Source organism: Xanthomonas vasicola (assembly GCF_000772705.2).
Classification (GTDB): Bacteria; Pseudomonadota; Gammaproteobacteria; order Xanthomonadales; family Xanthomonadaceae; genus Xanthomonas; species Xanthomonas vasicola.
The window spans coordinates 118,712-145,442 of record NZ_JSBW02000048.1 but is presented as its reverse complement, the minus strand read 5'-3'; the positions used below and the strand labels follow the sequence as shown (position 1 = coordinate 145,442).

Annotated in this window: 14 protein-coding genes and 1 pseudogene; all 15 read left to right on the top strand. The window is 64.7% G+C overall.

What is annotated here, in order from left to right:
* The first annotated feature begins 143 nt into the window (after positions 1–143).
* Positions 144–4,190: a phosphoribosylformylglycinamidine synthase gene (gene purL, locus NX05_RS13660; RefSeq protein ID WP_039436581.1), complete on the top strand. Its 4,047-nt coding sequence runs from the start codon at positions 144–146 to the stop codon at positions 4,188–4,190.
* A 979-nt stretch (positions 4,191–5,169) separates the two neighbouring features.
* Positions 5,170–11,742, top strand: a complete 6,573-nt coding sequence (locus NX05_RS13655; RefSeq protein WP_039436583.1) for an ESPR-type extended signal peptide-containing protein — start codon at positions 5,170–5,172, stop codon at positions 11,740–11,742.
* A gap of 220 nt (positions 11,743–11,962) precedes the next feature.
* Positions 11,963–13,844: pseudogene (locus NX05_RS13650) on the top strand (diffusible signal factor-reguated S8 family serine peptidase).
* A 129-nt stretch (positions 13,845–13,973) separates the two neighbouring features.
* Positions 13,974–15,701, top strand: coding sequence for a type II secretion system ATPase GspE (gene gspE / locus NX05_RS13645; RefSeq protein WP_039436586.1), 1,728 nt, complete (start codon positions 13,974–13,976; stop codon positions 15,699–15,701).
* 175 nt (positions 15,702–15,876) lie between these two features.
* Positions 15,877–17,094 carry a type II secretion system protein XpsF gene (xpsF, locus tag NX05_RS13640; protein ID WP_039436588.1) on the top strand — a complete coding sequence of 406 codons (1,218 nt, stop codon included), beginning with the start codon at positions 15,877–15,879 and terminating at the stop codon, positions 17,092–17,094.
* A gap of 267 nt (positions 17,095–17,361) precedes the next feature.
* Positions 17,362–17,793 (top strand): type II secretion system major pseudopilin GspG, encoded by a 432-nt coding sequence (gene gspG / locus NX05_RS13635; RefSeq protein ID WP_010367778.1) that lies wholly within the window; start codon positions 17,362–17,364, stop codon positions 17,791–17,793.
* A 9-nt stretch (positions 17,794–17,802) separates the two neighbouring features.
* Positions 17,803–18,312: a type II secretion system protein XpsH gene (gene xpsH / locus NX05_RS13630; RefSeq protein ID WP_039436589.1), complete on the top strand. Its 510-nt coding sequence runs from the start codon at positions 17,803–17,805 to the stop codon at positions 18,310–18,312.
* On the top strand, positions 18,309–18,725 hold the full coding sequence (gene xpsI, locus NX05_RS13625; RefSeq protein WP_010367774.1) for a type II secretion system protein XpsI: 417 nt from the start codon (positions 18,309–18,311) through the stop codon (positions 18,723–18,725). The genes xpsH and xpsI overlap by 4 nt, the downstream gene beginning before the upstream one ends.
* Positions 18,722–19,357 (top strand): type II secretion system protein J, encoded by a 636-nt coding sequence (locus tag NX05_RS13620; RefSeq protein WP_010367772.1) that lies wholly within the window; start codon positions 18,722–18,724, stop codon positions 19,355–19,357. Before xpsI ends, NX05_RS13620 begins: the two co-directional genes overlap by 4 nt.
* Complete coding sequence (locus NX05_RS13615) at positions 19,354–20,205, top strand: type II secretion system minor pseudopilin (protein ID WP_039436590.1); 852 nt, start codon at positions 19,354–19,356, stop codon at positions 20,203–20,205. Before NX05_RS13620 ends, NX05_RS13615 begins: the two co-directional genes overlap by 4 nt.
* Entirely contained in the window at positions 20,202–21,323 is a 1,122-nt protein-coding gene (locus NX05_RS13610; protein ID WP_017113742.1) for a PilN domain-containing protein, read from the top strand. Before NX05_RS13615 ends, NX05_RS13610 begins: the two co-directional genes overlap by 4 nt.
* Positions 21,307–21,960 carry a type II secretion system protein GspM gene (gspM, locus tag NX05_RS13605; protein WP_010367766.1) on the top strand — a complete coding sequence of 218 codons (654 nt, stop codon included), beginning with the start codon at positions 21,307–21,309 and terminating at the stop codon, positions 21,958–21,960. Before NX05_RS13610 ends, gspM begins: the two co-directional genes overlap by 17 nt.
* A complete protein-coding gene (gene xpsN, locus NX05_RS13600) occupies positions 21,950–22,747 on the top strand; it encodes a type II secretion system protein XpsN (protein ID WP_010367764.1) in 798 nt (265 codons plus the stop codon). The genes gspM and xpsN overlap by 11 nt, the downstream gene beginning before the upstream one ends.
* Positions 22,744–25,029: a type II secretion system secretin GspD gene (gspD, locus tag NX05_RS13595; protein WP_039436592.1), complete on the top strand. Its 2,286-nt coding sequence runs from the start codon at positions 22,744–22,746 to the stop codon at positions 25,027–25,029. Before xpsN ends, gspD begins: the two co-directional genes overlap by 4 nt.
* Positions 25,030–25,473: 444 nt before the next feature.
* Positions 25,474–26,304 (top strand): glycosyltransferase family 2 protein, encoded by an 831-nt coding sequence (locus tag NX05_RS13590; RefSeq protein ID WP_039436595.1) that lies wholly within the window; start codon positions 25,474–25,476, stop codon positions 26,302–26,304.
* Positions 26,305–26,731: the final 427 nt, after the last annotated feature.

The following is a 26,731-nucleotide window of genomic DNA, read 5'->3' as shown; positions in this document are numbered from 1 at the left end:
CCACCGGTGCCGCGCAGGGCGATGAGACAGGGCAACAGGGCCTGATGAACCCACCCATTGCCCGTCAGCGCGCGCGCAGTCCGGCGTCGATCCACCAGCTCCGTTACAATCTGCAGCCCCGTTTCTGACACGGTTCCTCGGACATGATGGTCCTCGAGGGCGCTTCCGCCCTTTCGCCGTTCCGCCGCGCTCGGCTCGAAACCCGCCTGCAAACCCTCGTTCCCGCGCTGCGCCTCACTGGCGCCTGGCACGTGTACTTCATCCGCGCCGAGGCCGGGCAGTCGCCCGACCAAGCCACCTTGCAGCGGATTCTGCAGGCCAACGCTGCGCCCGCCGCGCGCGATCCAGATGCGGCTTCGCGTTATGTGGTGCCGCGCCTGGGCACGCTGTCGCCGTGGTCGAGCAAGGCCACCGAGCTGGTGCGCGGCGCCGGGCAGCCGATCCAGCGCGTGGAGCGCGGTACCCGCATCGACCTGGCCGGCTGGCCGGACGACGCGGCCGCGCAGGCCGCCGTGGCCAAGCTGTTGCACGACCCGATGACGCAATCGCTGCTCGGTTCGGCCGCTGCGGCCGAGGCGCTGTTCAACGTGCCCGACCCGGGTCAGTTGCAGCGCGTGCCGCTGGATGGGCTGGAGCAGGCCAACCGCGACCTGGGCCTGGCCCTGGCGCAGGACGAGATCGACTATTTACGCGAACGCTTCGCCGCGCTGGGCCGCGACCCGGCCGACGTCGAGCTGATGATGTTCGCGCAGGCCAACTCGGAGCATTGCCGGCACAAGATCTTCAATGCCAGCTGGACCATCGACGGCAAGCCGCAAGCGCGCTCGCTGTTCCGCATGATCAAGCACACCCACCAGCAAACCCCGCAGCACACGTTGTCGGCCTACAGCGACAACGCGGCGGTGGTGGAAGGCGTGTCGGCGGCGCGCTATCGCCCGGATCCGGCTACCGGCGAATACCGCAGCGAAGCGGTGCTACCGTCGGCCTTCGCAATCAAGGTGGAAACGCATAACCACCCGACCGCGATCGCACCGTTCCCCGGTGCGGCCACCGGTGCGGGCGGCGAAATTCGCGACGAAGGCGCAACCGGCCGCGGCGGCAAGCCCAAGGCCGGCCTGACCGGGTTCTCGGTCTCGCACCTGCGTATTCCGACCCTGCCGCAGCCGTGGGAAGCGCTGCGCGCGCTGAACCCGCGCATGGCGCCGGCGCTGGACATCATGCTCGACGGCCCACTCGGCGGCGCAGCGTTCAACAACGAATTCGGTCGCCCGAATCTGCTCGGTTATTTTCGCAGTTTCGAGCTCGCCGAGGGCCCGGGCCTGACGCGCGCCTACGACAAGCCGATCATGCTGGCCGGCGGCTTGGGCGCGATCGATCGCAATCAGGTGGAAAAGCTGCGCCTGCAGCCGGGTGACGCGGTGATCGTGCTCGGCGGCCCGGCGATGCTGATCGGCCTGGGCGGCGGTGCGGCCAGTTCAGTGGCCGCAGGCGACAGCGCCGAGGCGCTGGATTTTGCCAGCGTGCAACGCGAAAACCCGGAGATGGAGCGGCGCTGCCAGGAGGTCATCGACCGCTGCGTGGCGCTGGGTATCGACAACCCGATCCGCTGGTTCCATGACGTGGGAGCGGGTGGGCTGTCCAACGCCATTCCCGAGCTGCTGCACGATTCGGGCGTGGGCGGCATCATCGACCTGGGCCGCGTGCTCACCGACGACCCGTCGTTGTCGCCGCTGGAACTGTGGTGCAACGAATCGCAGGAACGCTACGTGCTCGGCGTGCCGCAGGCGCGCCTGGAAGAATTCGCCGCCATCTGCGCCCGCGAGCGCTGCCCGTTCGCCGCGGTCGGCGTAGCGACGGCCGAGGAGCGGCTGGTGGTTGGTTACGGCGTCCTCGATAACGGGATTGGAGATTCGGGATTCGGGATTGGCAACGGCGCATTGCCGGCAACCGATGCCGCTTCTCACCAATCCCCAATCCCGACTCCCCAATCCCAGCTTCCAATCGATCTACCCATGGACGTGCTCTTCGGTAAGGCGCCGAAGATGCATCGCGATGCGGTACATCCGGCCGCGCCGCAGTGGCCGGTGCTGCAGACCGCAGCGCTGGAACTGCAGCAGGCCGGGTTGCGCGTGTTGGCGCATCCCACCGTGGCGTCCAAGAGCTTTCTGGTCACCATCGGCGACCGCAGTGTGGGTGGGTTGACTGCGCGCGAACAGATGATCGGCCCGTGGCAGCTGCCGCTGGCCGATTGCGCGATCACCATGGCCGGTTTCGACACCTTCGAAGGCGAGGCGATGTCGATCGGCGAGCGCACCCCGCTGGCGCTGTTGAACGCCGCCGCGTCCGCGCGCATGGCCGTGGGCGAAGCGATTACCAACCTGTGCGCTGCGCCGGTGCAGCGACTGGACAGCATCAAGCTCTCGGCGAACTGGATGGCCGCCGCCGGCCATAGCGGCGAAGACGCACTGCTGTACGACGCCGTGCGCGCGATCGGCATGGAACTGTGCCCCGCACTCGAACTGAGCGTGCCGGTGGGCAAGGACTCGCTGTCGATGCAGGCGCAGTGGCAGGTCGGGAATCGGGAATCGGGAATCGGGAATGGTGAAACGCCAGAGCCCTCCGCTTCCACCATTCCCGATTCTCCATTCCCCATTCCCGGTGAAACGCTGAAGAGCGTTTCACCCGTCTCGCTGATCATCAGTGCCTTCGCCCCAGTCGGCGATGTGCGCACGCAGCTGACACCGTTGCTGCGCAGCGAAGAGGACAGCGAGTTGTGGTTGATCGGTTTGGGCGGCGGCAAGCAGCGTCTGGGTGGGTCGGTGCTGGCGCAGGTGTATGCCGATGATGCGGCGTTGCCGGCATTCGGCGGTGACGTGCCGGATCTGGACGATGCGCAGCGTCTGCGCAGTTTCTTTGAATTGATCCGCGACGCGCGCGACAGCGGGCTGTTGCTGGCGTATCACGATCGCAGCGATGGCGGTGCGTTTGCGGCGTTGTGCGAGATGGCGTTCGCCTCGCGGCAGGGTCTGGATATCACGCTGGATGCGTGGGGCGACGATGCGTTTCGCAGCCTGTTCAACGAAGAATTGGGCGCGGTGGTGCAGATCGCCAGCGAAGACCGCGCCGCGTTCGCCGATCTGGTCGAGCGCCATGCGTTGACCGAATGCGCGCAGCGCATTGCACGGCCCACCGGCACGCCGCGCATCCGCGTGAGCGGGCAGGGCCGCGTGCTGGCCGAGTGGCGTTGGGAAGAGTTGTTCGATGCATGGTGGTCGGTGACCCATGCCATGCAGAAGCTGCGCGACAACCCGGACAGCGCCGACGAAGAGCGCGCGTTGGCGCGTGATTTCAAGGCGCCGGGCCTGCGTCCAAAGCTGGTATTCAATCCTTCCGAAGATGTGGCGGCGCCGTTCGTGGCCACCGGTGCGCGGCCCAAGGTGGCGATCCTGCGCGAGCAAGGCGTCAACGGCCAGATCGAAATGGCCTACAACTTCGAGCGCGCCGGTTTCCGTGCCTACGACGTGCACATGAGCGACTTGATCGAAGGCCGCGTGGATCTGAGCGAGTTCGTCGGCTTTGCAGCGTGCGGCGGTTTCAGCTACGGCGACGTGCTGGGTGCCGGCCGCGGTTGGGCGACCTCGATTCTGGAGCGCTCGGCACTGCGCGATGCATTCGCTGCATTCTTTGCGCGCATCGATACATTCGCGCTGGGCGTGTGCAACGGCTGCCAGATGCTCAGCCAGCTCAAGGACATCATTCCCGGCGCCGAGCACTGGCCGCGTTTCTTGCGCAACCGCAGCGAACAGTTCGAAGCGCGCACCGCGCTACTGGAAGTGGTGGAGTCGCCGTCGATCTTCCTGCGTGGCATGGCCGGTTCGCGGATTCCGGTGGCGGTGGCGCATGGCGAAGGCCGCGCGGAATTCGATACCGCCGTGGACCAGGCTGCCGCACGCGTGGCATTGCGTTACATCGATGGCGATGGCGCGGTGGCCTCGCAGTACCCGCTCAATCCGAACGGCTCGCCCGACGGCATCACCGGGCTGACCAGCAGCGACGGCCGCGTCACCATCTTGATGCCACATCCGGAGCGCACGCCGCGCAGCGCAAATCTGAGCTGGTGTCCGGCCGACTGGGGCGATGACTCGCCGTGGCTGCGGATGTTCCGCAACGCGCGGGTGTGGTGCGGTTGATGGCGTGCGGCTGATCTGCAGCCGCTGATGCATCACCCGACGGCCGTGTGCAGCAATGCACACGGCCGTTGTCGTTTTGGCAGGCCGTGCTGCGCTTCCAGCCGTCGGGAGTTTGAAGCTTCGCCGAGTGCTGCGGTCACCGGCGGATGCTAGAGCGAATTGATGACGATGGTTTTCAAAGCGCCACGTTGTTTGCAGGTGTCGCCATCGCCGGCGTGTTGCGCGTGGATACGCAAGGCTTGCAGCGCTTCGTACCTGACATGGACTGCCTACGAGCGCGAGCCGGGGCAGTTCGACGTGCTCAGCGAAAACTGTCTTGGCGCCAGCATCCATGCCTTACGGCATTAGCCAGACGACCTACTTCGCGACGCTGCGTGCCGGCACCGAAGCCCCTCAAAGTGGAGGGCACCGCCTTCGACGCGGCAGCCTGTTGGCGCGCCAATGATTCGACGCTTGTCGCTCTGTCCCGCAGCATCGTCATTTCTTTGGCGGAAATTGCCTGACGGGGCATGTCCCATGCGCCAGATGACGGTGTGTTAGCGGTGCGACACATTGGCCACAGAACCGGCCCGCCACCCATGCCTTTTTGCGCAATCAAGCCCGCCGATGTCCCGCGAGGGTGGGTTTTGTCTTTTCTAGTTCTGCCTATTCAGCCCTGAAATGTCCCTACGGACATGATCTAGGTCGCTGTTTTCCAAAGATTTATCAAAAATCTAATGAAAGCAAACAGAAATGTGATCAAGAGCGCACTTATCTTCGCTTCCTGTCAAAAACTTGACGCCTCAAACGACGGCTGTTAACACTCCGCTCAGTTCTATGGTTGGGTACCGTTCACTTTTTTGACTATCCAAGGAGCAGGCGCAAGCCGCCCCGCTCACAAGGCCCATAGCGCCAATAACTGCTGTGAATCGCAGGCTGGAAGCCTTCCGCTGCGTGTGTCCGCCAAAAACCAGTCCAACAACTCAGGAGTCGCGCGTCGATGAATCGGATTTATCGCAAGGTCTGGAACAAATCGCTTGGTGTATGGGCCGTGGCCTCGGAACTGGCCAGCGGTAACAGCCCCGGAGCCGTTGCGTCAGCCTCGTTCATCGATCGCCGCCATCGCCTGGCACTGACCGCCGCCATCGCCCTGGCGCTGGGTGGCGCCGGATTCGCCACGCCGCTTCCCGCCAATGCGCAGTCGGTGGAAGTGAGCCGCGGTGCATCGGCACCGGCCAGCAAGGCCACCGCCATCGGTGCCAATAGCCACGCCAGCGCAACCGGCGCGGTGGCCACCGGCGCCGACAGCAGCGCCAGTGGCGTCAACAGCAGTGCAATCGGCCGTCAGACCAATGCCATCGGCGAAAACGCAGTGGCCATCGGCTACAACAGTTTCGTGCGCCAGAGCGGCGAAAACGGCGTTGCACTCGGTGCCAATGCGGGCGTCACCGGCGCAAATTCGGTGGCGCTGGGCGCCGGCTCGCGCACCCACGAAGACGACGTGGTGTCGATCGGTAGCGACAACGGCCGCGGTGGCCCGGCCACGCGCCGCATTACCAACGTCACTGCCGGTGTCAACGCAACCGATGCAGTCAACGTGACGCAGCTGCGCGACGTGGCCGATGTGGCTGAAAACACCGCGCAGTTCTTCAAGGCGACCCCGGGCGAAGACAGCGTGGGCGCCTATGTCGAAGGCGACAGCGCACTGGCTGCAGGCGATGGTGCTAATGCCGTCGGCACGGCGACCACAGCGCTGGGAACCGGCGCCAATGCGGTCGCCGAGAACGCCACTGCGGTCGGCGCCAATGCGCTGGCGTCCGGGCAGAACAGCGCAGCCTTCGGCCATAACGCGCAGGCCAATGGCCCGGCCAGCGTGGCCGTGGGCGGCGCTGCGGTGAACGAAGATGGCGAACCGTTGATCACCAATGGCGGCGTGCCGGTCACCACTGGCGCCACCAGTGCCGGCGTCGGCGGAACTGCCGTTGGTGCCAGCGCCAATGCGGATGGCTTTGCGGCATCGTCGTTCGGCGTGGGTGCTTATGCGGCCGGCGCGCAGGCGTCTGCGTTCGGTGCGGTGGCCAATGCGGCCGGCGATTACGCCACCGCTGTTGGCACCCAAACCAGCGCCAGCGGCACCAGCAGCACTGCAGTCGGCGGCCCGGTTGATCTGATTCCTGGTCTGGGCTTTTTCGTGCAGACCCAGGCCAGCGGTGAAGCGTCCACCGCGCTCGGCGCGGGCGCGATTGCATCGGGCACGTACACCACCGCAGTCGGCACGCTGAGCGAAGCCTCCGGCACCGAAGCCACTGCCGTGGGCTACTTCGCGTATGCACCGGGCGAAGGCGCAACCGCAGTGGGCCCGGAATCCTGGGCCAGCGGCGAGCTGAGCACGGCGCTGGGGTATTACAGCACCGCACGCGGCGCCAATTCGGTTGCTTTGGGGGCCAACTCGGTCGCCACGCGCGCCAACACCGTGTCGATGGGCGCAGCCGGCGATGAGCGTCAGATCACCAACGTGGCGGCCGGCACCGAAGGCACCGATGCGGTAAATCTCGACCAGCTCACCGCGGTGGCCGACGTTGCATCCACCACCGCGCGCGCGTTCGTCGCCACCGGCGAGGGCGCCGCAGTTGCAGAAGGCGTCGACAGCGTCGCGGCCGGTTCCAACGCTGCAGCATTCAACGATTACAGCACCGCGCTGGGTTCCAGCAGCGTGGCATCGGCGCAGGGCGCAACCGCAGTTGGTAGTGGCGCCAATGCCACTACCGACAACGCCACGGCAGTCGGTTTCAACAGCACCGCAGTCGCGGAAAACACTACTGCGCTTGGCGGCAACAGCAGCGCCTTGGGTGATGGCAGCACCGCAGTTGGCGGCGCAAGCCAGGCCACCGCCAGCGGCGCGACTGCGCTGGGTTACGAGAGCATCGCCAACGGTGCGGACGCCACTGCGCTGGGTGTGGGCAGCGTGGCGTTCGGCGACACCAGCACCGCAGTGGGCGGTGCGAGCGTGGCCTTTGGTACCGACAGTGCTGCGTTCGGCGCCAATGCCGCTGCCGGCGGTACGGCATCCACTGCGATCGGCGCAAACAGCAGTGCCTTTGGCGAGCGCACCGTTGCGCTGGGTGGTTCCAGCAATGCATCGGGCGACGACAGTATTGCACTCGGCGCGAGCAGCCAGGCCTCTGCGCTAGGCACCACGGCCGTCGGCAGCAATGCCAATGCCAGCATCGCCAACGCCACTGCTGTCGGTAACAACAGCAGTGCCGGCGATGACTACGCCACCGCGCTCGGTGGTGACAGCAATGCATCCGGCTATTTCAGCACCGCCGTCGGCGGCACCAGCATCGCCAATGGGCGTGGTGCAACGGCGATCGGCTACGAAAGCATCGGCAATGGCACTGCATCGACCGCGCTTGGTTTCGCCAGTGTGGCGTGGGGGGACGGTGGTACCGCGATCGGTACCGAAAGTCTTGCTTACGGTGACGACAGCATGGCAGTGGGCGCGAACGCGGCTGCGGCCGACACCGGCTCGATTGCGGTGGGCACCTACGCAAATGCATTTGGTCCGCGTGCCATTTCGCTCGGCGGCCAATCCAATGCGACCGGTGATGAAAGCATCGCACTGGGTTGGGAAGCCAGTGCATTCGGCACGCAGAGCGTCAGCGTGGGTGGCGGTGCGTTGGCATCTGCCAACAACAGCGTTGCGCTGGGCGCAGGGACGATCGCCGATCGCGCCAACACGGTGTCGGTGGGGGCAGCCGGCAGCGAGCGGCTGATTGCCAATGTCGCGGCGGGCACCGAGGGCACCGATGCGGTGAATCTCGACCAGCTCAACGCCGTGGCTGGCGCAGCGGAAAATACCGCGCGCCTGTTCGCGGGCACCGGCACCGGCACTGCCGATGCGCAGGGCGAAGACGCCACCGCAGCGGGCTCCAATGCCACGGCCGACGGCGATTACAGCAGCGCATTCGGTTCCAGCAGCCAGGCCACCGCAATCGGTGCCGTGGCCATCGGCAGCGGTGCCAGCGCCACGGCGCAGTACGCCAATGCCGCCGGTTACAACGCAGCGGCCAGCGGCTTTGGCAGCGTGTCCAATGGCGCCTTCAGCCAGGCCAGTGGCGATTACGCCGTGTCCGTGGGGGGCGAAAGCGAAGCGGCCGGTGCGCAGAGCACCGCGCTTGGTGCCGCCGCCGGTGCGTATGGCGATGGCTCGCTGGCAGTCGGCGCGCTGAGCGAAGCACAGGGCAGCGAATCCACCGCAATGGGCTATTTCGCCAGCGCCAGTGGCGAATCGGCCACCGCCGTGGGTGCGGAAAGCGTCGCCAACGGCACCAGTGCTACGGCGTTCGGCTTCGGTGCCGAGGCCACGTCCAATTACTCCACCGCGTTGGGTGGGTATTCCAGCGCCAGCGGTTTCAACAGCACGGCGCTGGGTAATTTCAGCACTGCCAGCGGTTCGAACACGGTGGCCGTGGGCGGTGATGCCACCGCCACTGGCGCCTACAGCATCGCCGCCGGCCAGGGCAGTGTGGCCAGCGGCTACAACAGCGTGTCGGTTGGTGGCGCCTTGCTCGGCCTGTTGCCGACCGAAGCCTCTGGCGACGACTCCACTGCAGTCGGTGGCGCGGCGTGGGCACCTGGCCTCAACAGCACCGCGCTGGGCAATCTCGCTGAATCCACTGGCGAAAGCAGCGTGGCATTGGGTGCCGACTCGGTGGCCGATCGCGGCTTTGCGGTGTCGGTGGGCAGTGCTGGTAACGAGCGTCAGATCACCAATGTGGCGGCCGGTACGCAAGGCACCGACGCGGTGAATCTGGATCAGCTCAACGCCGTTGCCGAAACCGCGCAAACCACCAGCAAGCACTTCAAGGCCAGTGGCGGCGCCGACAGCGATGCCGGTGCCTATGTCGAGGGTGAAAACGCATTGGCTGCGGGCGAGGGCGCCAATGCCACCGGTACTGGCACCACCGCATTGGGTGCGGGCGCGCAGGCAGTGGTCGACAACGCCACCGCAGTGGGCGTTGGCGCATTGGCTGGCGGCAACGGCGCGGCAGCGCTGGGTAACAATGCGCAGGCGCTGGGCGAAAACAGCAGTGCGGTCGGCAGCAACGCAGTGGCCAACGATATCGGCGCCACGGCGAATGGTGCAGGCGCGCAGGCGATTTCAACCTACACCACCGCACTCGGCAGCGAAGCGGTGGCCTCCGACAATCAGGCCATTGCTGCGGGTTTCCGCAGTGCCGCCTCCAATGTCGGCAGTGCCGCCTTCGGGGGCTATAGCGAATCCAGCGGTCGCTTGTCGTCGGCGCTGGGCTACGGCGCAGTGGCGTCGAGTGATTACAGCACCGCCCTCGGCGCGGTGGCGCTGGCCTCCGGTGCCAGCGCGGTCGCCGTTGGCGAGTTCAGCGAAGCCACCGGCGATGAGAGCGTGGCTGTCGGCGGCAGCACGTTCTTCGGCGTCATTCCGGCACGTGCATCGGGCACGGGCGCAGCGGCCTTCGGTGCCGGTGCCTGGGCCACTGCGGACTACACCACCGCCATCGGCTGGAATTCCTATGCCGACGGTGTCAATGCAACCGCGCTGGGCCAGAGTGCAGCCGCGCTTGCCGACAACACGCTGGCCTTGGGTGGCGGTAGCCGCGCCAATGCGGTGGGTGCCAGTGTGATCGGTGTGGATGCATCGGCCACCGGCGTCAACAGCACCGGCGTCGGTCGTCAGGTCAACGTCATCGGCGAAAACGCGGTGTCGGTGGGCTACAACTCGTTCGTGCGCCAGAGCGCAGTCAACGGAGTGGCACTGGGTGCCAATGCTGGTGCAACCGGTACCGATTCGGTGGCCCTGGGCTCGGGTTCGCGCACCTACGAAGCCGACACGGTATCGATCGGTAGCGGCAATGGCCGCGGCGGTCCGGCCACGCGTCGCATCGTCAACGTCAGCGACGGCCAGGTAGCGACCGATGCGGTCAACAAGGGCCAGCTGGATGCGGTTTCGGCCGATGTGCAGAACAGCACCAGCAAGTTCAAGACCACCGGCGACGCGGTGGCCACGGCCACGGGCGACCGCAGCACTGCGGCTGGCTCCGGCGCTGCGGCCACTGGCGCACGCAGCGTGGCGATCGCCTCCGGGAGCCGCGCTGCGGCCACCGGCGCCAGCGCGATGGGTGTGGACAGCAGCGCCAGCGGCGTGAACAGCACCGCGATGGGCCGGCAGACCAACTCCATCGGCGAAAACGGCGTTGCGCTGGGCTACAACTCCTTCGTGCGCGAAAGCGGCAGCAATGCCATGGCGCTCGGTGCGAACGCCGGTGCCAGCGGTGCCGATTCGGTGGCATTGGGCTCGGGCTCGCGCACCTATGACGCCAATACGGTGTCGGTGGGTAGCGGCAACGGCCGCGGCGGCCCGGCCACGCGGCGCATCGTCAATGTGGGCGCCGGCGCGATTGCCAGTGCCAGCCTTGAGGCGATCAATGGCGGCCAGTTGTTCCAATCGTTGAGCAATGCCGCCAGCTTCCTCGGCGGCGGTGCGGCGATCGGTGCGCAGGGTGTGTTCGTGGCGCCGACCTACGTCATCCAAGGTGCCAGCTACAATAACGTCGGTGCGGCATTGACTGCGTTGGACAGCAAGGTCACCGAGCTGGATGCACGCAGTGGTACCGCTCCTGCCAACACCGCAGCACGCACCGCGTCGCTACGCACCGCAACGGTACCGGCAGTGGCCGCAACTGCGGTCAGCGATGTGGCAAGCAACGTCGCAACTGCTGCGAGCGAGGCAACCGCCGCTGTGCAGGGCACACCGACGGCAGCAGTGGTCGGCAGCATCACCCCGGCAGCCACCTCCACGGCGGTTGGTACGGCAGCCGTGGCCAACCACGTCACCGGCACGGCAATTGGTGGCAGCGCGTATGCGCATGGCCCCAACGACACCGCGATCGGCAGCAATGCACGCGTCAATGCCGACGGCAGCACGGCGGTAGGTGCCAATACGCAGATCGCGGCCGTGGCCACCAATGCCGTGGCCATGGGCGAAGGCGCGCAAGTGACCGCTGCGTCCGGCACCGCCATCGGCCAGGGCGCACGTGCCACGGCACAAGGCGCTGTCGCACTGGGTCAGGGCTCGGTTGCCGATCGTGCCGACACGGTGTCGGTGGGCAGCGTCGGCGGCGAGCGTCAGGTAGCCAATGTGGCCGCCGGTACGCGTGCCACCGATGCGGTCAACAAGGGCCAGTTGGATAGCGGCGTTGCTGCGGCCAACAGCTACACCGACAGCCGCTACAACGCGATGGCCGATAGCTTTGAAACCTATCAGGGCGATATCGAAGACCGTCTGCGCCGGCAGAACCGACGTCTGGACCGTCAGGGCGCAATGAGCTCGGCGATGTTGAACATGTCCGCCAGCGTGGCCGGTATCGCTTCGCAGAACCGCATCGGTGCCGGTGTCGGTTTCCAGAACGGCGAGTCGGCACTGTCGGTGGGCTATCAGCGTGCGATCAGCCCGCGCGCCACGGTCACCGTGGGTGGCGCACTCAGTGGCGACGACCGCTCGGTCGGCGTGGGTGCCGGTTTCGGGTGGTAAGCGCAGTTTCATCAAACGCGGCGGCGCCAGGTGCGCCGTCGTGATCAGTAAGGCCTGAGGGGGCAGGCAAGGACCGTGGCTGGGCCGGCCAACGGATTCGCATGGAGTGATGGCCGTACCAGGGGTGGCTGACAAGGACGCAGCGAACCGCACGCGGGACGCAGCGATTGCGCTGGCTGCTCCAAGCCTGATTCACGAAAAATACGAAGAGGACTTCACCGTGATCGACAAGAATTTCCGTCTCAACCCGCTGACCGGCGCCATCTTGATGATGGCCCTTGGTGCTTCTGGCGGCCTCGCTGCTGCCCCCAAACTGCTGGTCAAGGAACCAACCCAGGCAGCCCCGGCCGGCGCAGCGTTCGGTAGCCGGTTGATCGTGCGTTACAAGGACAACACCGCTGCTGCGACTGATCGCAGCAGCAAGCTGAGCGCCGTGCAGGCCGCGGTGGGCCGCGTCGGTGCCAGCACTGGCGCGCGCAGCAGCGCTGCCGCTGCCAAGGCGACGTATGTGCGCAAGCTCGCTATCGGTTCGGACCTGATCAAGCTGTCCAGCACGCTGAACGCCGCGCAGGTGGACAAGGTGGTGGTCGAGCTGAAGAATGACCCGTCCGTGGCCGACGTGCAGATCGACCGCATGCTGCGCCCGATCGACATCAGCAAAAGCGTTCCCGCCACCGATGTGAGCCCGCAGCTGGCTCCCAACGACCCGTTGTACGCGCAGTACCAGTGGCACCTGAGCAAACCCAACGGCGGCATCAATGCCCCGGGCGCCTGGGATCTGTCGCAGGGCGCAGGCGTGGTGGTGGCGGTGCTGGATACCGGCATCCTGCCGGGCCATCCGGATTTCGCCGGCAACATCCTGCAGGGTTATGACTTCATCAGCGACGCCGAAGTCTCGCGTCGCCCCACCGATGCGCGCGTGCCGGGCGCACTCGATTACGGCGACTGGGAAGAGGCCGACAACGTCTGCTACACCGGCTCGGTGGCGCAGGAAAGTTCCTGGCACGGCACCCATGTCGGGCACCATTGCCGAAGCGATCAATAACGGCGTGGGCATGGCTGGCGTGGCGCCGAAGGCGACCATCCTGCCGGTGCGCGTGATCGGCCGTTGCGGCGGTTACACCTCCGATATCGCCGATGCCATCGTGTGGGCTTCCGGCGGCACCGTCGAAGGCGTGCCGACCAACACCAACCCGGCCGAAGTGATCAACATGAGCCTGGGCGGCGGCCGTGCCTGCGATTCGGCCACCCAGCTTGCGATCAATGGTGCGGTGTCGCGCGGCACCACCGTGGTGGTGGCGGCCGGTAACGACGGCGAAGATGCAGCCAACCACTCGCCGGCCAGCTGCAACAACACCATCACCGTTGGCGCCACCCGCATCACCGGCGGCATCACCTATTACTCCAACTACGGCAGCAAGGTCGACTTGTCCGGCCCGGGCGGCGGTGGCAGCGTGGACGGCAATCCGGGCGGTTACATCTGGCAGGCCGGCTACACCGGCGCGACCACGCCGACCTCGGGTAGCTATACATATACGGGTATGGCCGGCACCTCGATGGCCTCGCCGCATGTGGCTGGCGTCGTGGCGTTGGTGCAGAGCGCAGCGATCGGTCTGGGCGAAGGCCCGCTGACCCCGGCTGCGGTCGAAGCGCTGCTCAAGCAGACCAGCCGTCGCTTCCCGGTGACCCCGCCGGCCAGCACCCCGATCGGCAGCGGCATCGTCGATGCCAAGGCCGCGCTGGAAGCACTGCTAGAAGAGCCGTGCGACCCGGCCACCGAGAGCTGCGCACCAAACGCTATCGAACTGACCAACAAGGCACCGGTGGCTGGACTGAGCGGCGCCGCAGGCAGCTCCACGCTGTATAGCTTCGAAGCCAAGGCCGGTGCGGTGCTCAGCTTCATGACATACGGCGGAACCGGCGATGTGTCGGTGTACGTCAGCTTTGAGGCCGAGCCCAGCGCGACCAGCTACGACGCCAAGTCGACCCGTCCGGGCAACAGCGAAACCGTGCGTTTCACTGCGCCCAAGGCCGGCACTTACTACATCAAGTTGGTTGGTGCGGCGGACTATGCGAAGCTGACGCTCGTTGCGCGACAGTAAGTAGCGAAATAGTGTGACCGATGCCCCCGGCCAACCACCGGGGGCATTGCTTTTCAGGGCGATTCAGATGCGTGCGGTTGATCGTCGCGGCAAACTGCTACAGTCGGCGCCGGACCAGTGGAGACGAGTGTGAACGCGGTTGCCGTCGATCCTATCGAGCATCGAAATGCGGAAATGCGCATTGTTGATGCGCTGCTTGAACGCCGTCGTTTGAAAGACACCGATCTGCTGCGCGCGCGCCAATTGCAGACCGAATCCGGCATGGGCTTGCTCACGTTGCTCGGCCGCCTGGGTCTGGTGTCCGAACGCGATCACGCAGAAACCTGCGCCGAGGTGCTCGGCCTGCCATTGGTGGATGCACGCCAGCTTGGCGATACCCCGCCGGAAATGCTGCCTGAAGTGCAGGGGTTATCGCTGCGCTTTCTCAAACAATTTCATCTGTGCCCGGTCGGCGAACGCGATGGCCGGCTGGAGCTGTGGATCGCCGATCCGTACGATGACTACGCCATCGATGCGGTGCGTCTTGCCACCGGCTGCACGCTGCTGTTGCAGGTCGGCTTGCGCTCGGAAATCGACGATTTGATCGAGCGCTGGTATGGCCAGGGCCGCAGCGCGATGGGCACCATCGTCGAAACCGCCGATGGCGATGCCAACAGCAGCGACGACATCGAAGCGCTGCGCGATCTGGCCTCCGAAGCGCCGGTGATCCGGCTGGTGAATCTGGTGATCCAGCATGCGGTGGAACTGCGTGCCTCCGACATCCATATCGAACCGTTCGAAAGCCGGCTCAAGGTGCGTTACCGCGTCGACGGCGTGCTTGTGGAAGGCGAAAGCCCGCCGGCCAAGCTCACTGCCGCAGTGATCAGTCGCATCAAGATCATGGCCAAGCTCAACATCGCCGAACGCCGCTTGCCGCAGGACGGCCGCATCATGCTGCGCGTGCAGGGCAAGGAGCTGGATCTGCGCGTCAGCACCGTGCCCACCGCGCATGGCGAAAGCGTGGTGATGCGTCTGCTCGATCGCGAAACAGTGGTGTTCGACTTCTACAAGCTCGGCTTCACCGAAGACTTCTTGCCGCAGTTCCGCAAGGTGCTGGAACAACCGCACGGCATCATGTTGGTCACCGGCCCCACTGGCTCGGGCAAGACCACCACGCTGTACACCGCGTTGAGCCAGCTCAATACCTCCAACGTGAAAATCATCACCGTCGAAGACCCGGTGGAATACCAGATCGAAGGCATCAACCAGATTCAGGCCAAGCCGCAGATCGGGTTGGATTTCGCCAACGCGTTGCGCAGCATCGTGCGTCAGGATCCGGACATCATCATGATCGGCGAAATGCGCGATCTGGAAACCGCGCGCATCGCGATCCAGTCCGCGCTCACCGGACACTTGGTGCTGTCCACGCTGCATACCAATAACGCGGCCGGCGGCATCACCCGTCTGCTCGACATGGGCGTGGAGGATTATCTGCTCACCTCCACCATCAACGGCATCCTGGCGCAACGGCTGGTACGCAAACTCGACCTGGCCAACGCCGAACGCTACGCCGCATCGCCCGAAGAGATCGAACGCTTCACTCTGCGTCGCCTGCAGCCCGAGGGAGAGATTTTCCTGTATCGCCCGCGTCCGTCCGCCGCCGCACCCACCGGTTATCTCGGCCGCACCACCATCGTCGAATTCCTGGTGATGAACGACGAATTGCGGCGTGCGGTGATGCGCCGCGCCGGCATGGGCGAGATCGAACAACTGGCCCGCCAGGCCGGCATGCGCACCATGTACGAAGATGGGTTGTCCAAGGCCCTGCGCGGCGAAACCACCATTGAAGAAGTCCTGCGCGTCACGGAGGATGCGTGATCGGTAAGGTGGCAGAAACACGCTTAGCAGGCACCGGGCCAACGACCCGCCAGCACATCAACCCGCTGGCTCTGCTGTGCGTGGACAGCGATGCGTGCGCGATGTCGCCAGTACGCAGCGATGTGCTTCTTCCGATTCCCGATTCCCGATTCCCCAATCCCGGCCTCCCAGCCTGATGCCTCTCTACCGCTACAAGGCCCTGGACGCGCACGGCGAAATGCTCGACGGCCAGATGGAAGCGGGCAGCGACGCCGAGGTGGCGCTGCGTCTGCAGGAGCAGGGGCATCTGCCGGTAGAAACGCGTCTGGCCACCGGCGAAAACGATTCGCCTTCGCTGCGCATGTTGTTGCGCAAGAAGCCGTTCGATAACGCGGCGCTGATGCAATTTACTCAGCAGCTGGCGACCTTGATCGGTGCCGGGCAGCCGCTGGATCGCGCGCTGTCGATTCTGATGGAGCTACCCGAAGACGAAAAAAGCCGGCGCGTGATCGGCGATGTGCGCGACACCGTGCGCGGTGGTGCGCCGTTGTCGTCTGCACTTGAGCGCCAGCATGGGCTGTTTTCCAAGCTGTACATCAACATGGTGCGCGCGGGCGAAGCCGGCGGCAGCATGCAGGACACGCTGCAACGGCTGGCCGATTATCTGGAGCGTAGCCGCGCGCTCCGGGGCAAGGTGATCAATGCGTTGATCTACCCGGCGATCCTGCTGGCGGTGGTGGGCTGCGCGCTGCTGTTCCTGCTTGGCTATGTGGTGCCACAATTTGCGCAGATGTACGAAAGCCTGGATGTCGCGCTGCCGTGGTTTACCCAGGCGGTGTTGAGTGTGGGCCTGCTGGTGCGCGACTGGTGGCTGGTGTTGGTCGTGGTGCCGGGCGTGCTGGGGCTGTGGCTGGATCGCAAGCGCCGCAATGCCGCATTTCGCGCCTCGCTGGACGAATGGCTGCTGCGCCAGAAAGTGGTTGGCAGCCTGATCGCGCGGCTGGAAACCGCACGCCTGACACGCACGTTGGGCACCTTGCTGCGCAACGGCGTGCCATTGCTGGCGGCGATCGGCATCGCGCGCAATGTGATGTCCAATCTGGCGTTGGTGGAAGATGTTGCCAACGCAGCCGACGACGTCAAGAACGGCCATGGCCTGTCGATGTCGCTGGCGCGCGGCAAGCGCTTTCCGCGGCTGGCGCTGCAGATGATTCAGGTGGGCGAAGAATCCGGCGCACTGGACACGATGCTGCTCAAGACCGCCGACACGTTCGAACTGGAAACCGCGCAGGCTATCGACCGCGCATTGGCCGCGCTGGTGCCGTTCATCACGCTGGTGCTGGCCTCGGTGGTGGGGCTTGTCATCATTTCGGTACTGGTCCCGCTGTATGACCTCACCAATGCAATCGGCTGAGAGCGGAGGTCACTGCAACGGCGCAGTTATCAGGCGAGCGCAGCCGGTGCTCGGCATCGGCCTGGACCGCTCGTACACTGCACGTCCTGCGCGCGCGCTACGCCCAACGGCCAAGCTCGCGCAGCGCTGTGCCAGCGGTGTTGACTGGGCAGCGTATTCACAACACCGTTCCGGTGACCGCACAACAGCCATGCGGGAACCATTGCAATGCTCGCCGTGTCATTTGTTGGCGGCAGCATCTTTCATCGACGTGCAAGGAAATCGTTCATGATCAAGCGTTCCATCACCCGCAGTCCGTCGCGCGCAGGCCAGGCCGGCATGAGCTTGCTGGAAATCATCATCGTCATCGTGCTGATCGGTGCGGTGCTCACGCTGGTCGGCAGCCGCGTGCTCGGCGGCGCCGATCGCGGCAAGGCCAACCTGGCCAAGTCGCAGATCCAGACGCTGGCCGGCAAGATCGAGAATTTTCAGCTCGACACCGGCAAGCTACCGAGCAAGCTGGATGACCTGGTCACCCAGCCCGGCGACAGCAGCGGTTGGTTGGGTCCGTACGCCAAGCCGGCCGAACTCAACGACCCGTGGGGCCACACCATCGAATACCGCGTGCCCGGCGACGGTCAGCCGTTCGATCTGATGAGCCTGGGCAAGGACGGCAAGCCCGGCGGTAGCAGTTACGACGCGGACATCAAGTACCAATAAGCATTCGCCATGCGCGTTGCGTGTCAGCCGTTGCGTCATCCGCATGGAGTGGTCGGCCCTGGTCGGGCACGCACGCGTGGCACCTCGTTGTTGGAGATGCTGCTGGTCATCGCGTTGATCGCAATGGCCGGCGTGCTCGCAGCCGCGGCATTGAATGGCGGCATCGACGGCATGCGCCTGCGCACCGCTGGCAAGGCGATCGCTTCGCAGCTGCGCTATACGCGCACGCAGGCGATTGCCACCGGCACGCCGCAGCGGTTTTTGATCGACCCGCAGCAGCGTCGCTGGGAAGCACCCGGCGGCCACCACGGTGATCTGCCGCCGTCGCTGGAAGTGCGCTTCACCGGCGCGCGCCAAGTGCAATCGCGGCAGGATCAGGGCGCGATCCAGTTCTTTCCGGATGGTGCCTCCACCGGCGGGCGCATCGATCTGCAGGTCAAGGACGCCAGATGGCGTGTGGACGTGGGCTGGATCACCGGCGAGGTGCGTTCGGGTCCAGTGCGGACACCATCGCCATGAAGCGTCAGCGTGGTTACACCTTGATCGAAGTGATCGTCGCCTTTGCGTTGCTGGCGCTGGCATTGAGCTTGTTGCTGGGATCGTTGTCCGGCGCCGCACGCCAGGTGCGCGCCGCCGATGAAAGCACGCGCGCCACCTTGCACGCGCAATCGCTGCTGGCCGTGCAAGGTATCGAAAAGCCGCTGGAGCCCGAGCAGCAACAAGGCACCTTCGAGAATGGCCACTTTCGCTGGTCGATGGATGTGCGCCCCTACGACGAACCGCGGCGCAACCCGCAGGCGCCAATGTCGCCCGGTGCGCACCGTCTGCTGCAGCTGACCTTGGTGGTGCGCTGGGGTGAGCAGCCCAACCAGATGCTGCAATGGCGCACGTTGCGGCTGGTGGCGGCCAACGCGCAGGGCAGCCCGCCATGAGCCGTTCGCGCAGCGCGGGCTTTACGTTGATCGAAGTGTTGCTGGCCACGATGTTGCTGGTCGGCGGGCTGGCGTTGGCGTTTGCCACGTTGCGCTCGGCCAGTGCGGTGAGTCAGCGCGGCGAGGCGATCGCACAACGCAGCGAGCGCGTGCGTGCAGTGGAAGAATTCCTGCGGCGGCGCTTGGCCGCGGCACTGCCGATCGCCATGGGCATCGATACGCAAAGCCAGCAGCCGATTCTGTTTATCGGCGAGCCGCAACGGCTGCGCTTTGCCGCGGATGTGCCAGATTACCTTGGCCGTGGTGGGCCGTATCTGCACGATCTGTCGGTGGCCGGCGATGGCGATCAAAGCAACCTGCTCATTGCGCTGACCATGCTGCAATCGGGCACGTCGATTGAAGAGAGCACCCCGCTGCCGCCGGAAAAGCTTGCCGAAGGCGTGCAGCAGGTGAGTTTTCGTTATCGCGGCATGGATCCGCAGACCGGGCGCCTGAGCGCGTGGTTGCCGCAGTGGGAATGGCACGACCGCCTGCCGCTGATAGTGCGCATCGACATCCGCAGTGACGATGCCGCATGGCCGCCGATGGTGGTGGCATTGCCGCAATCCAGCAACCCGGGCTCAGGGCAATGAGCCGCGCGCGCGGTGCCGCGCTGGTGTTGGTGTTGTGGTTGATCGCGTTGCTTACCGCGATGATCGGCGCGTTTGCGCTCACCGCACGCGTGGAGGCACTGCAGGGCAGCATGTTGCGCAACGGCGCGCAGGCGCAGGAATACGCGCGCGCTGGCCTGGAATACGCATTATTTCGCTTGCAAGATGCCGACACCCAGGCACGCTGGCGCGCAGACGGCCGGCGCTATCGCTGGCAGATGGACGATGCCAGCGTGGAGATTCGTATTACCGATGAAAGCGGCAAGGTGGATCTGAACATGGCCGAGCCCAGCTTGCTGGCTGGTCTGGTGCGTGCGGTAGGCGGCGACCAGGCCAGTGCCACGCGCATCGCCGGTGCCATCGTCGATTGGCGCGATACCGATTCATTGAGCCAGCCGGGCGGTGGCGCGGAAGATCGCGATTACGCCGATGCCGGGCTGCCGTATGGCGCAAAAGACAGCCCGTTTGAAACGCTGGGCGAACTGCGCTTGGTGCTGGGTATCGATGGCGAGCTGTATCGCAAGCTATTGCCCAACGTCACGCTGTACAGCGGTCGTTCGCGGCCTGAAGCGCGGTTTGCGCCCGCTCCGGTGCTTACCGCGATGGGGCTGGATGCGCAGCAACTGCTGGCCCAACGTGACGCGCCGCTGGGTTTGCCCGGCAGCGAGGCGACGGTGGGTGGCTCGGGCACTTATAGTATCGAGAGCCGGGCGCGACTGAGTCAGGGACGCGAGGCCGTGTTGCGGGCGGTGGTGTCGACCAGCGCGTCTGCATTACCAGGGTCGGCCTATACCGTGTTGCGTTGGGAAGAGGGAGCAGTAGTGCAATGACCGCATGGCGGGATACCTTGGGTCGTATCGGCGTACGCGCCATGCCGGGAGCCGGAGGCTTCTGGCGTTGGTGGCAACAATCGCTGCTGGCATGGCTGCCGCAGCGGTGGCAGTGGCAGTTGGGTCTGTCGCAGGCGCGCCTGTTGTTGCAACAGGACGGCGACACGCTGCAATTGCTGCGCCAGCGCGACCATAGCTGCGACAGCGTCGCCAGCCTGCCGTGGCCGGTCCATCCGCAGGAAGTCAATAACTTGCTGCCGACCGCGCTGGAAGGCCTGCCCCGGTATTGGCTGTTGCCGGCCGCGCACGCGCTGCGCCGGCCGTTGCGCCTGCCTGCAGCGGCGGCGGCGCGGTTGCAGGATGTGGCGCGATTCGAGATCGATCGGCAAACCCCGTTCACCGCCGACCAGGTGTATGTCGATGCACGTGTGCTCGACGTGCGCGAAGATGGCCAGCTCGATGCCGAATTGGTGGTGGTGCCGCGGCGCATGATCGATGGCCCGGCCGGTGTGCCGGACGTATGGAACAGCGCGCTGTCGGGGATTGATGTTGCCGACGCCAACGGGTCGCCGCTGGGCGTGAATCTGCTGCCGCCGGCGCGCCGCCTGCGCCGCAGCGACCCGATGCAGCGCTGGAATCTGTTGCTCGCCGCCTCAGCGCTGGTGTTGCTGGCGGTGGCCGGCTGGCTGCTGCTCGACAATCGCCGCCAGGCTGCCGACGATCTGCGCGCCAAGGTGCAGGCCAACGCGGCGCGCGCGCGCCAGGTCGCTGCCGAACGGCAGCAACTGATGGATCTGGTTGAAGGCGCACGGTTCTTCCAGCAGCAACGCGCCACCCGCCCGACCTCGGTTGAGATCTGGGACGAACTGAGTCGGCGCCTGCCCGGTAGTACCTATCTGGAAAAATTCTCGGTCGAAGGTGGGCAACTGCAGTTGATCGGATTGAGCAACGAAGCCTCTTCGCTGGTGCGTCGTCTGGAAGGCTCGCCGCTGTGGCGCAAGCCGTCGCTGACCGGCGTGCTGCAGAGCGATGCCGGGCGCAATGTCGACCGCTTCACCATCACCGCCGAGCTTGCCGGCCCCGATGCGAAGGAGGCGGCCGATGCCACGCAGCGTTAAGCGCGACCGCTGGATCGCTTTGGGCCTGCTGTTGCTGGTGATCGGCGTGGCCTACCTGGTGTTGGTGCATCCGTGGTTTACCCAACCGATGATCGCGGTGCAGGACGACTTGCAAGCGCTGCGCGAGCGCGAGCTGCGCGTGCGCGTGCAATTGCAGCAGGCACCGGAAGTCAGTAAACGGCTGCGGCAGGCGCGTCAGACACTGGAAAGCCGCCCGGGGTTCTTGCCGGAAACCTCGGCCGAACTCGCCTCCGCCGGGCTCGTGCAGCGGCTGGAACGCGCGGTGGTGGAGGCCAGCCCCGGCAACCGCAGCTGCGCCATCAGCAACCGCTCACCGCTGCAGCCGGAGAGCAAGAACCGCTTCACCCGCGTGGCCGTGCAGGTACGTTTGCGCTGCGGCACGCCGGAACTGGCTTCGGTGTTGTACAGCCTGGAAAACGGCACGCCGCGGCTGTTCGTAGACAACCTCAACGTGATGGCGCAGCGCTACCAACTCTCGCCGAACGAAAGCGGCAACGGTCTGGATATCGCCTTCGAATTGGCCGGTTATCTGCGCCCGGGCGCCAGCGCCGCACCGCTGAATAACGAGGCCGCACCTGCCGCCCCCGACGCCGCGGAGGCCAGCAATGCGCCTTGACATGATCGGCCTGCGCACCTGGTTGCTGGCCACCGTGGTCGGATGGGCGCTGCTGGTGTGCGTGCTGGCCGTTGCCGGCCTGGGCAAGCGCGTCGAGCTGCTGCCCGACGACCCGGCACTGGTGCAGCGGCTGCCCACCTTGCCTGCACCGGCACCGGAACGCCTGGGTGCGTTCGAGAAATATTCTGAAATTGCTGCGCATCCCGCATTCGCCGAAGACCGCCTGCCGCATCCGTTCTTCCTGTCCGGCAACGACGGCAGCAGCGCTGCCTCCACGGTGCGCCTGACCGGCGTACTGCTGACCGATACCTTCAAAATGGCGACCTTGACCCTGGACCCGCAGGATTCGGTGCGCGTGCAACTGGGCGGCGATGCGGTCAAGGGCTGGCGCCTGCTCGCCCTGCAGCCGCGTAGCGCAACCATCGAAGGCCCCGGCGGCACACAAACGCTGGAATTGCACGTGTTCAACGGCAAGGGCGGGCAGCCGCCCACCGCCAATGCCGCCGCACGTGGTGCAGCCGCTGCGACCCCGCCGGTACAGTCTCCCGACGCTGCCGCGGTTGCCGCGCCGCAGCCGCCGCAACAACAACCGCAACCTGTGACGCCTGTGCAACAGCCTGGCGGACAGGCGCCGCCGACGGTGCCGCCGCAGCGCAGCGATGGCGCGCAGGAAGCCCCACGCCCCTCCGACGATCAGATGCGTGCCATCCGCGAACGCATCGAAGCCCGACGCCGCCAGCTGCAACAGCAGCGCCAGAGCGGCTCTACCCCCGGTCAGACCCAATGAGTGAACGCATGACGCCGCGCCTGTTCCCCGTGTCCCTGTTAATTGGCCTGCTGGCCGGTTGCGCCACCACTCCGCCGCCGGACGTGCGCCGCGATGCGCGCCTGGATCCGAAAGTCGGCGCTGCCGGCGCCACCCAGACCACCGCCGAGCAGAGTGCCGACGGCAGCGTGATCGCCAAGCCCAGCCCGGTGATCCGGCGCGGCAGCGGCACCATGATCAACCAGAGCGCTGCATCCGCGCCGGCGCCCACGCTGGGCATGGCCAGCAGCGGCAGCGCCACCTTCAATTTCGAAGGCGAATCGGTGCAGGCGGTGGTCAAGGCCATCCTGGGCGACATGCTCGGTCAGAACTACGTCATCGCGCCCGGCGTGCAGGGCACCGTGACCTTGGCCACGCCCAATCCGGTCTCTCCGGCGCAGGCCTTGAACCTGCTGGAGATGGTGCTGGGCTGGAACAATGCCCGCATGGTGTTCAGCGGTGGCCGCTACAACATCGTGCCGGCCGACCAGGCGTTGGCCGGCACTGTTGCGCCCAGCACCGCATCGCCGTCGGCCGCACGCGGTTTCGAAGTGCGCGTGGTGCCGCTGAAGTTCATTTCCGCCAGCGAAATGAAGAAGGTGCTGGAGCCGTACGCACGCCCGAATGCGATCGTCGGCACCGACCCGGCGCGCAACGTGATCACCCTGGGCGGCACCCGCGCCGAACTGGAAAACTACCTGCGCACCGTGCAGATCTTCGACGTGGACTGGTTGTCGGGCATGTCGGTGGGCGTGTTTCCGATCCAGTCCGGCAAGGCCGAGAAAGTCTCTGCCGATCTGGAAAAAGTCTTCGGTGAGCAGAGCAAGACGCCCAGCGCCGGCATGTTCCGTTTCATGCCGCTGGAAAACGCCAATGCGGTGTTGGTGATCACCCCGCAGCCGCGCTATCTGGATCAAATCCAGCAGTGGCTGGATCGCATCGACAGTGCCGGCGGCGGCGTGCGGCTGTTCTCGTATGAGTTGAAGTACATCAAGGCCAAGGACCTGGCTGACCGTCTTTCGGAAGTGTTCGGCGGCCGTGGCAATGGCGGTAGTAGCGGTCCTTCTTTGGTGCCGGGCGGTGTTGTGAGTATGTTAGGAAATAACAGTGGCGCGACCGATCGGGATGAAAGTCTTGGAAGTAGCAGTGGCACCACTGGTGGAGAGATCGGTGGCACGAGTAATGGTTCGAGTCAATCGGATACGTTTGGGAGCTTCGGCGGAAGCAGTGGAAATGGCAGTGGCATGCTCCAGCTACAGCCCAGCACTAACCAAAACGGTAGCGTAACTCTTGAAGTTGAAGGCGGCAAAGTCGGCGTTTCGGCAGTTGCTGAAACTAATACGCTGCTGGTACGTGCAAGTGCTCAAGCATGGGGCTCTATTCGTGATGTGATTGAAAGGCTCGATGTGATGCCTATGCAGGTGCACATCGAGGCACAGATCGCTGAAGTGACTTTGACTGGCCAGCTGGAATACGGTGTTAACTGGTATTTCGAGAATGCAGTCAACGCACCCGTAAACGCAGATGGTACGGGTGGTGCTGGTCTGCCATCAGCTGCGGGCAGAAGTATATGGGGGGACATATCCGGTAGTGTTACAAATAATGGTGTTGCCTGGACTTTTCTGGGGAAAAACGCTGCCGCAATAATTAGTGCATTAGACCATGTCACAAATTTACGTATCCTCCAGACTCCTTCAGTTTTTGTGCGGAATAATGCAGAGGCTACACTCAATGTAGGTTCTCGAATTCCTATTAATTCGACGTCGATAAATACGGGGCTAGGTAGCGATAGTAGTTTTTCTTCAGTTCAATACATCGATACCGGCGTTATTTTGAAGGTTCGCCCTCGCGTTACTAAAGATGGGATGGTTTTTCTTGATATTGTCCAAGAGGTTAGTACGCCTGGTGCTCGCCCCGCAGCTTGCACGGCTGCAGCAACTACAACAGTTAATAGTGCGGCATGTAACGTTGATATCAATACTCGTCGAGTTAAAACCGAGGCGGCTGTTCAAAATGGCGATACCATCATGCTTGCTGGCCTGATTGATGACAATACATCTGATGGTAGCAATGGCATCCCATTCCTTAGTAGATTACCAGTTGTGGGTGCTCTTTTTGGGCGCAAGACACAAAATACTAGCCGCAGAGAAGTTATCGTGCTTATAACGCCTTCAATAGTTCGCAATCCTCAGGAGGCGCGTAATTTAACCGACGAGTATGGTGCTAAATTTAATGCAATGAAGCCTCTAAAAAGTCGCAACTGAATTTGCAGGGGGGGTCAAACAACATGGAGAGTAAAAGATGAGTAACAATAAGTGCTCCCGTTTTATTCGGGCTAGTTTACTAATGGCTGGCTTTTTTATAGCGGGCAGTGCTAGCGCAGTCCCATTTAGTCTGTCCTATAGTGATAAATACAGCGGCATACCGCTTTCTAATGCAATTAATATTGCGGCAGGCTATGCAAGGATGAAGGCTTATTATAGTGGCGACGGTTGGGGGCAGTCGGCTCTGTCGCCAAAAACATGTCCTATGACGTCTTATACGTGGTGGCAAGACCCCGTCTTGGGGTTGACCGTTATCGCAACAGTGACCTGCACCCGGGAAATTTAGTTTAGAGATTTATTAATTGTGAGGCGAGAAAGTCTCGGTAAGTATTGCCGAGACTTTCTTAATAATGAGGTCATTTTTATTTGGCGATATTAGGGCGAATGGAGCCTATTATTTTAATGCCGGTGGGCACCGACGACCAGGCGCTGGATGCCTGTCTGGGCGCACTGGATGCGGCCACGCCCGCAGGAACACGCGTCTGGCTGGTCGATGATGCGCAGGCCGGCCCGCGCGGGCGCGCAGTGATCGACCATTGGCTGGCACGCACCCAATTGCAGGCGCATTACACCCGCCGCCAGCGCATGCTTGGCGAGGTCGCGCATCTGGACGAAATGCTCAGCGCTTGTGGCGATGCCGACGTGGTGGTGCTCGGAGTGGATGCCCGCCCGTTGCCTGGGTGGTTGCAGCAACTGACCGCATGTTTCGCACGAGACGCTGCGATTGCCACCGCCACGCCATGGAGCAATGTGGGCGAAGCCTGCAGCTGGCCGCGGCTGGGCGAACTCAACCCCATGCCGGATGCAACCGAGCGGCTTGCAGCTGCCTGCGCCGCGATGCCGCCCCTGCATCCGGAACTCCCGTCGGCGATCGGCCACGCGGTGCTGTTGCGCGGCACCGCGCGACGCAAGGCCGGCGGCCTGGATGCCAGCAGTTACGGCTCGTGGTACGCCGCACTGGTGGACCTCAGCCTGCGCATGGGCGGGCTGGGCTGGCGCAACGTCTTGTGCGACACCGCCTTCGTCGCCTCGCCACGCGAGGGCCGACCGGTCGACGGCGACATGGATGCCCTGGCCACCCGCTGGCCGGCCTGGCACGCGCGTCTGGCCAGCTTCCTGATGCACGACCCGCTGCGCGCGCAGCGTGATCAGTTGGCTCAACTTCTAGCCGACTTGCCACCACCGGACCCGCAACGCACGTTGTTTGACGCCTAGAGCAGCTAACAAAACAATGGCGCTAACGCCAGACGTTTGCGGCCGGTGCCTGGTGCGGCGTACACAACTCGTCCACTGCGGTTTCCTGCGCGCCGTCTACGACCACCTGACGGCTGCCCGCCACGGCTTGTGGTTAGTCGCTCTTCCTCGTCTCGCGACCGTGCCTCGCAGGGCCTCGGATCAACGCAGTGATGCAGTTGATCAAGCGACTGACAAACGCACCACGCAGTCGGCAGCCGTTTGCAGCCACTGCCAGCCACTGCCAGGCACTGCACGTATCATCTGTGCTCTCTGCTCCGAGCGCACCACCCGCATCCATCGCGATAGCTCGTGATCTAGTCTCAGTTACGTTGAGGCTGCAAGGAAGCGCCGCACCCGCAACAACGATGACGACGAAGCATGCTCTTATCGATTCCCGCTTCCCGGC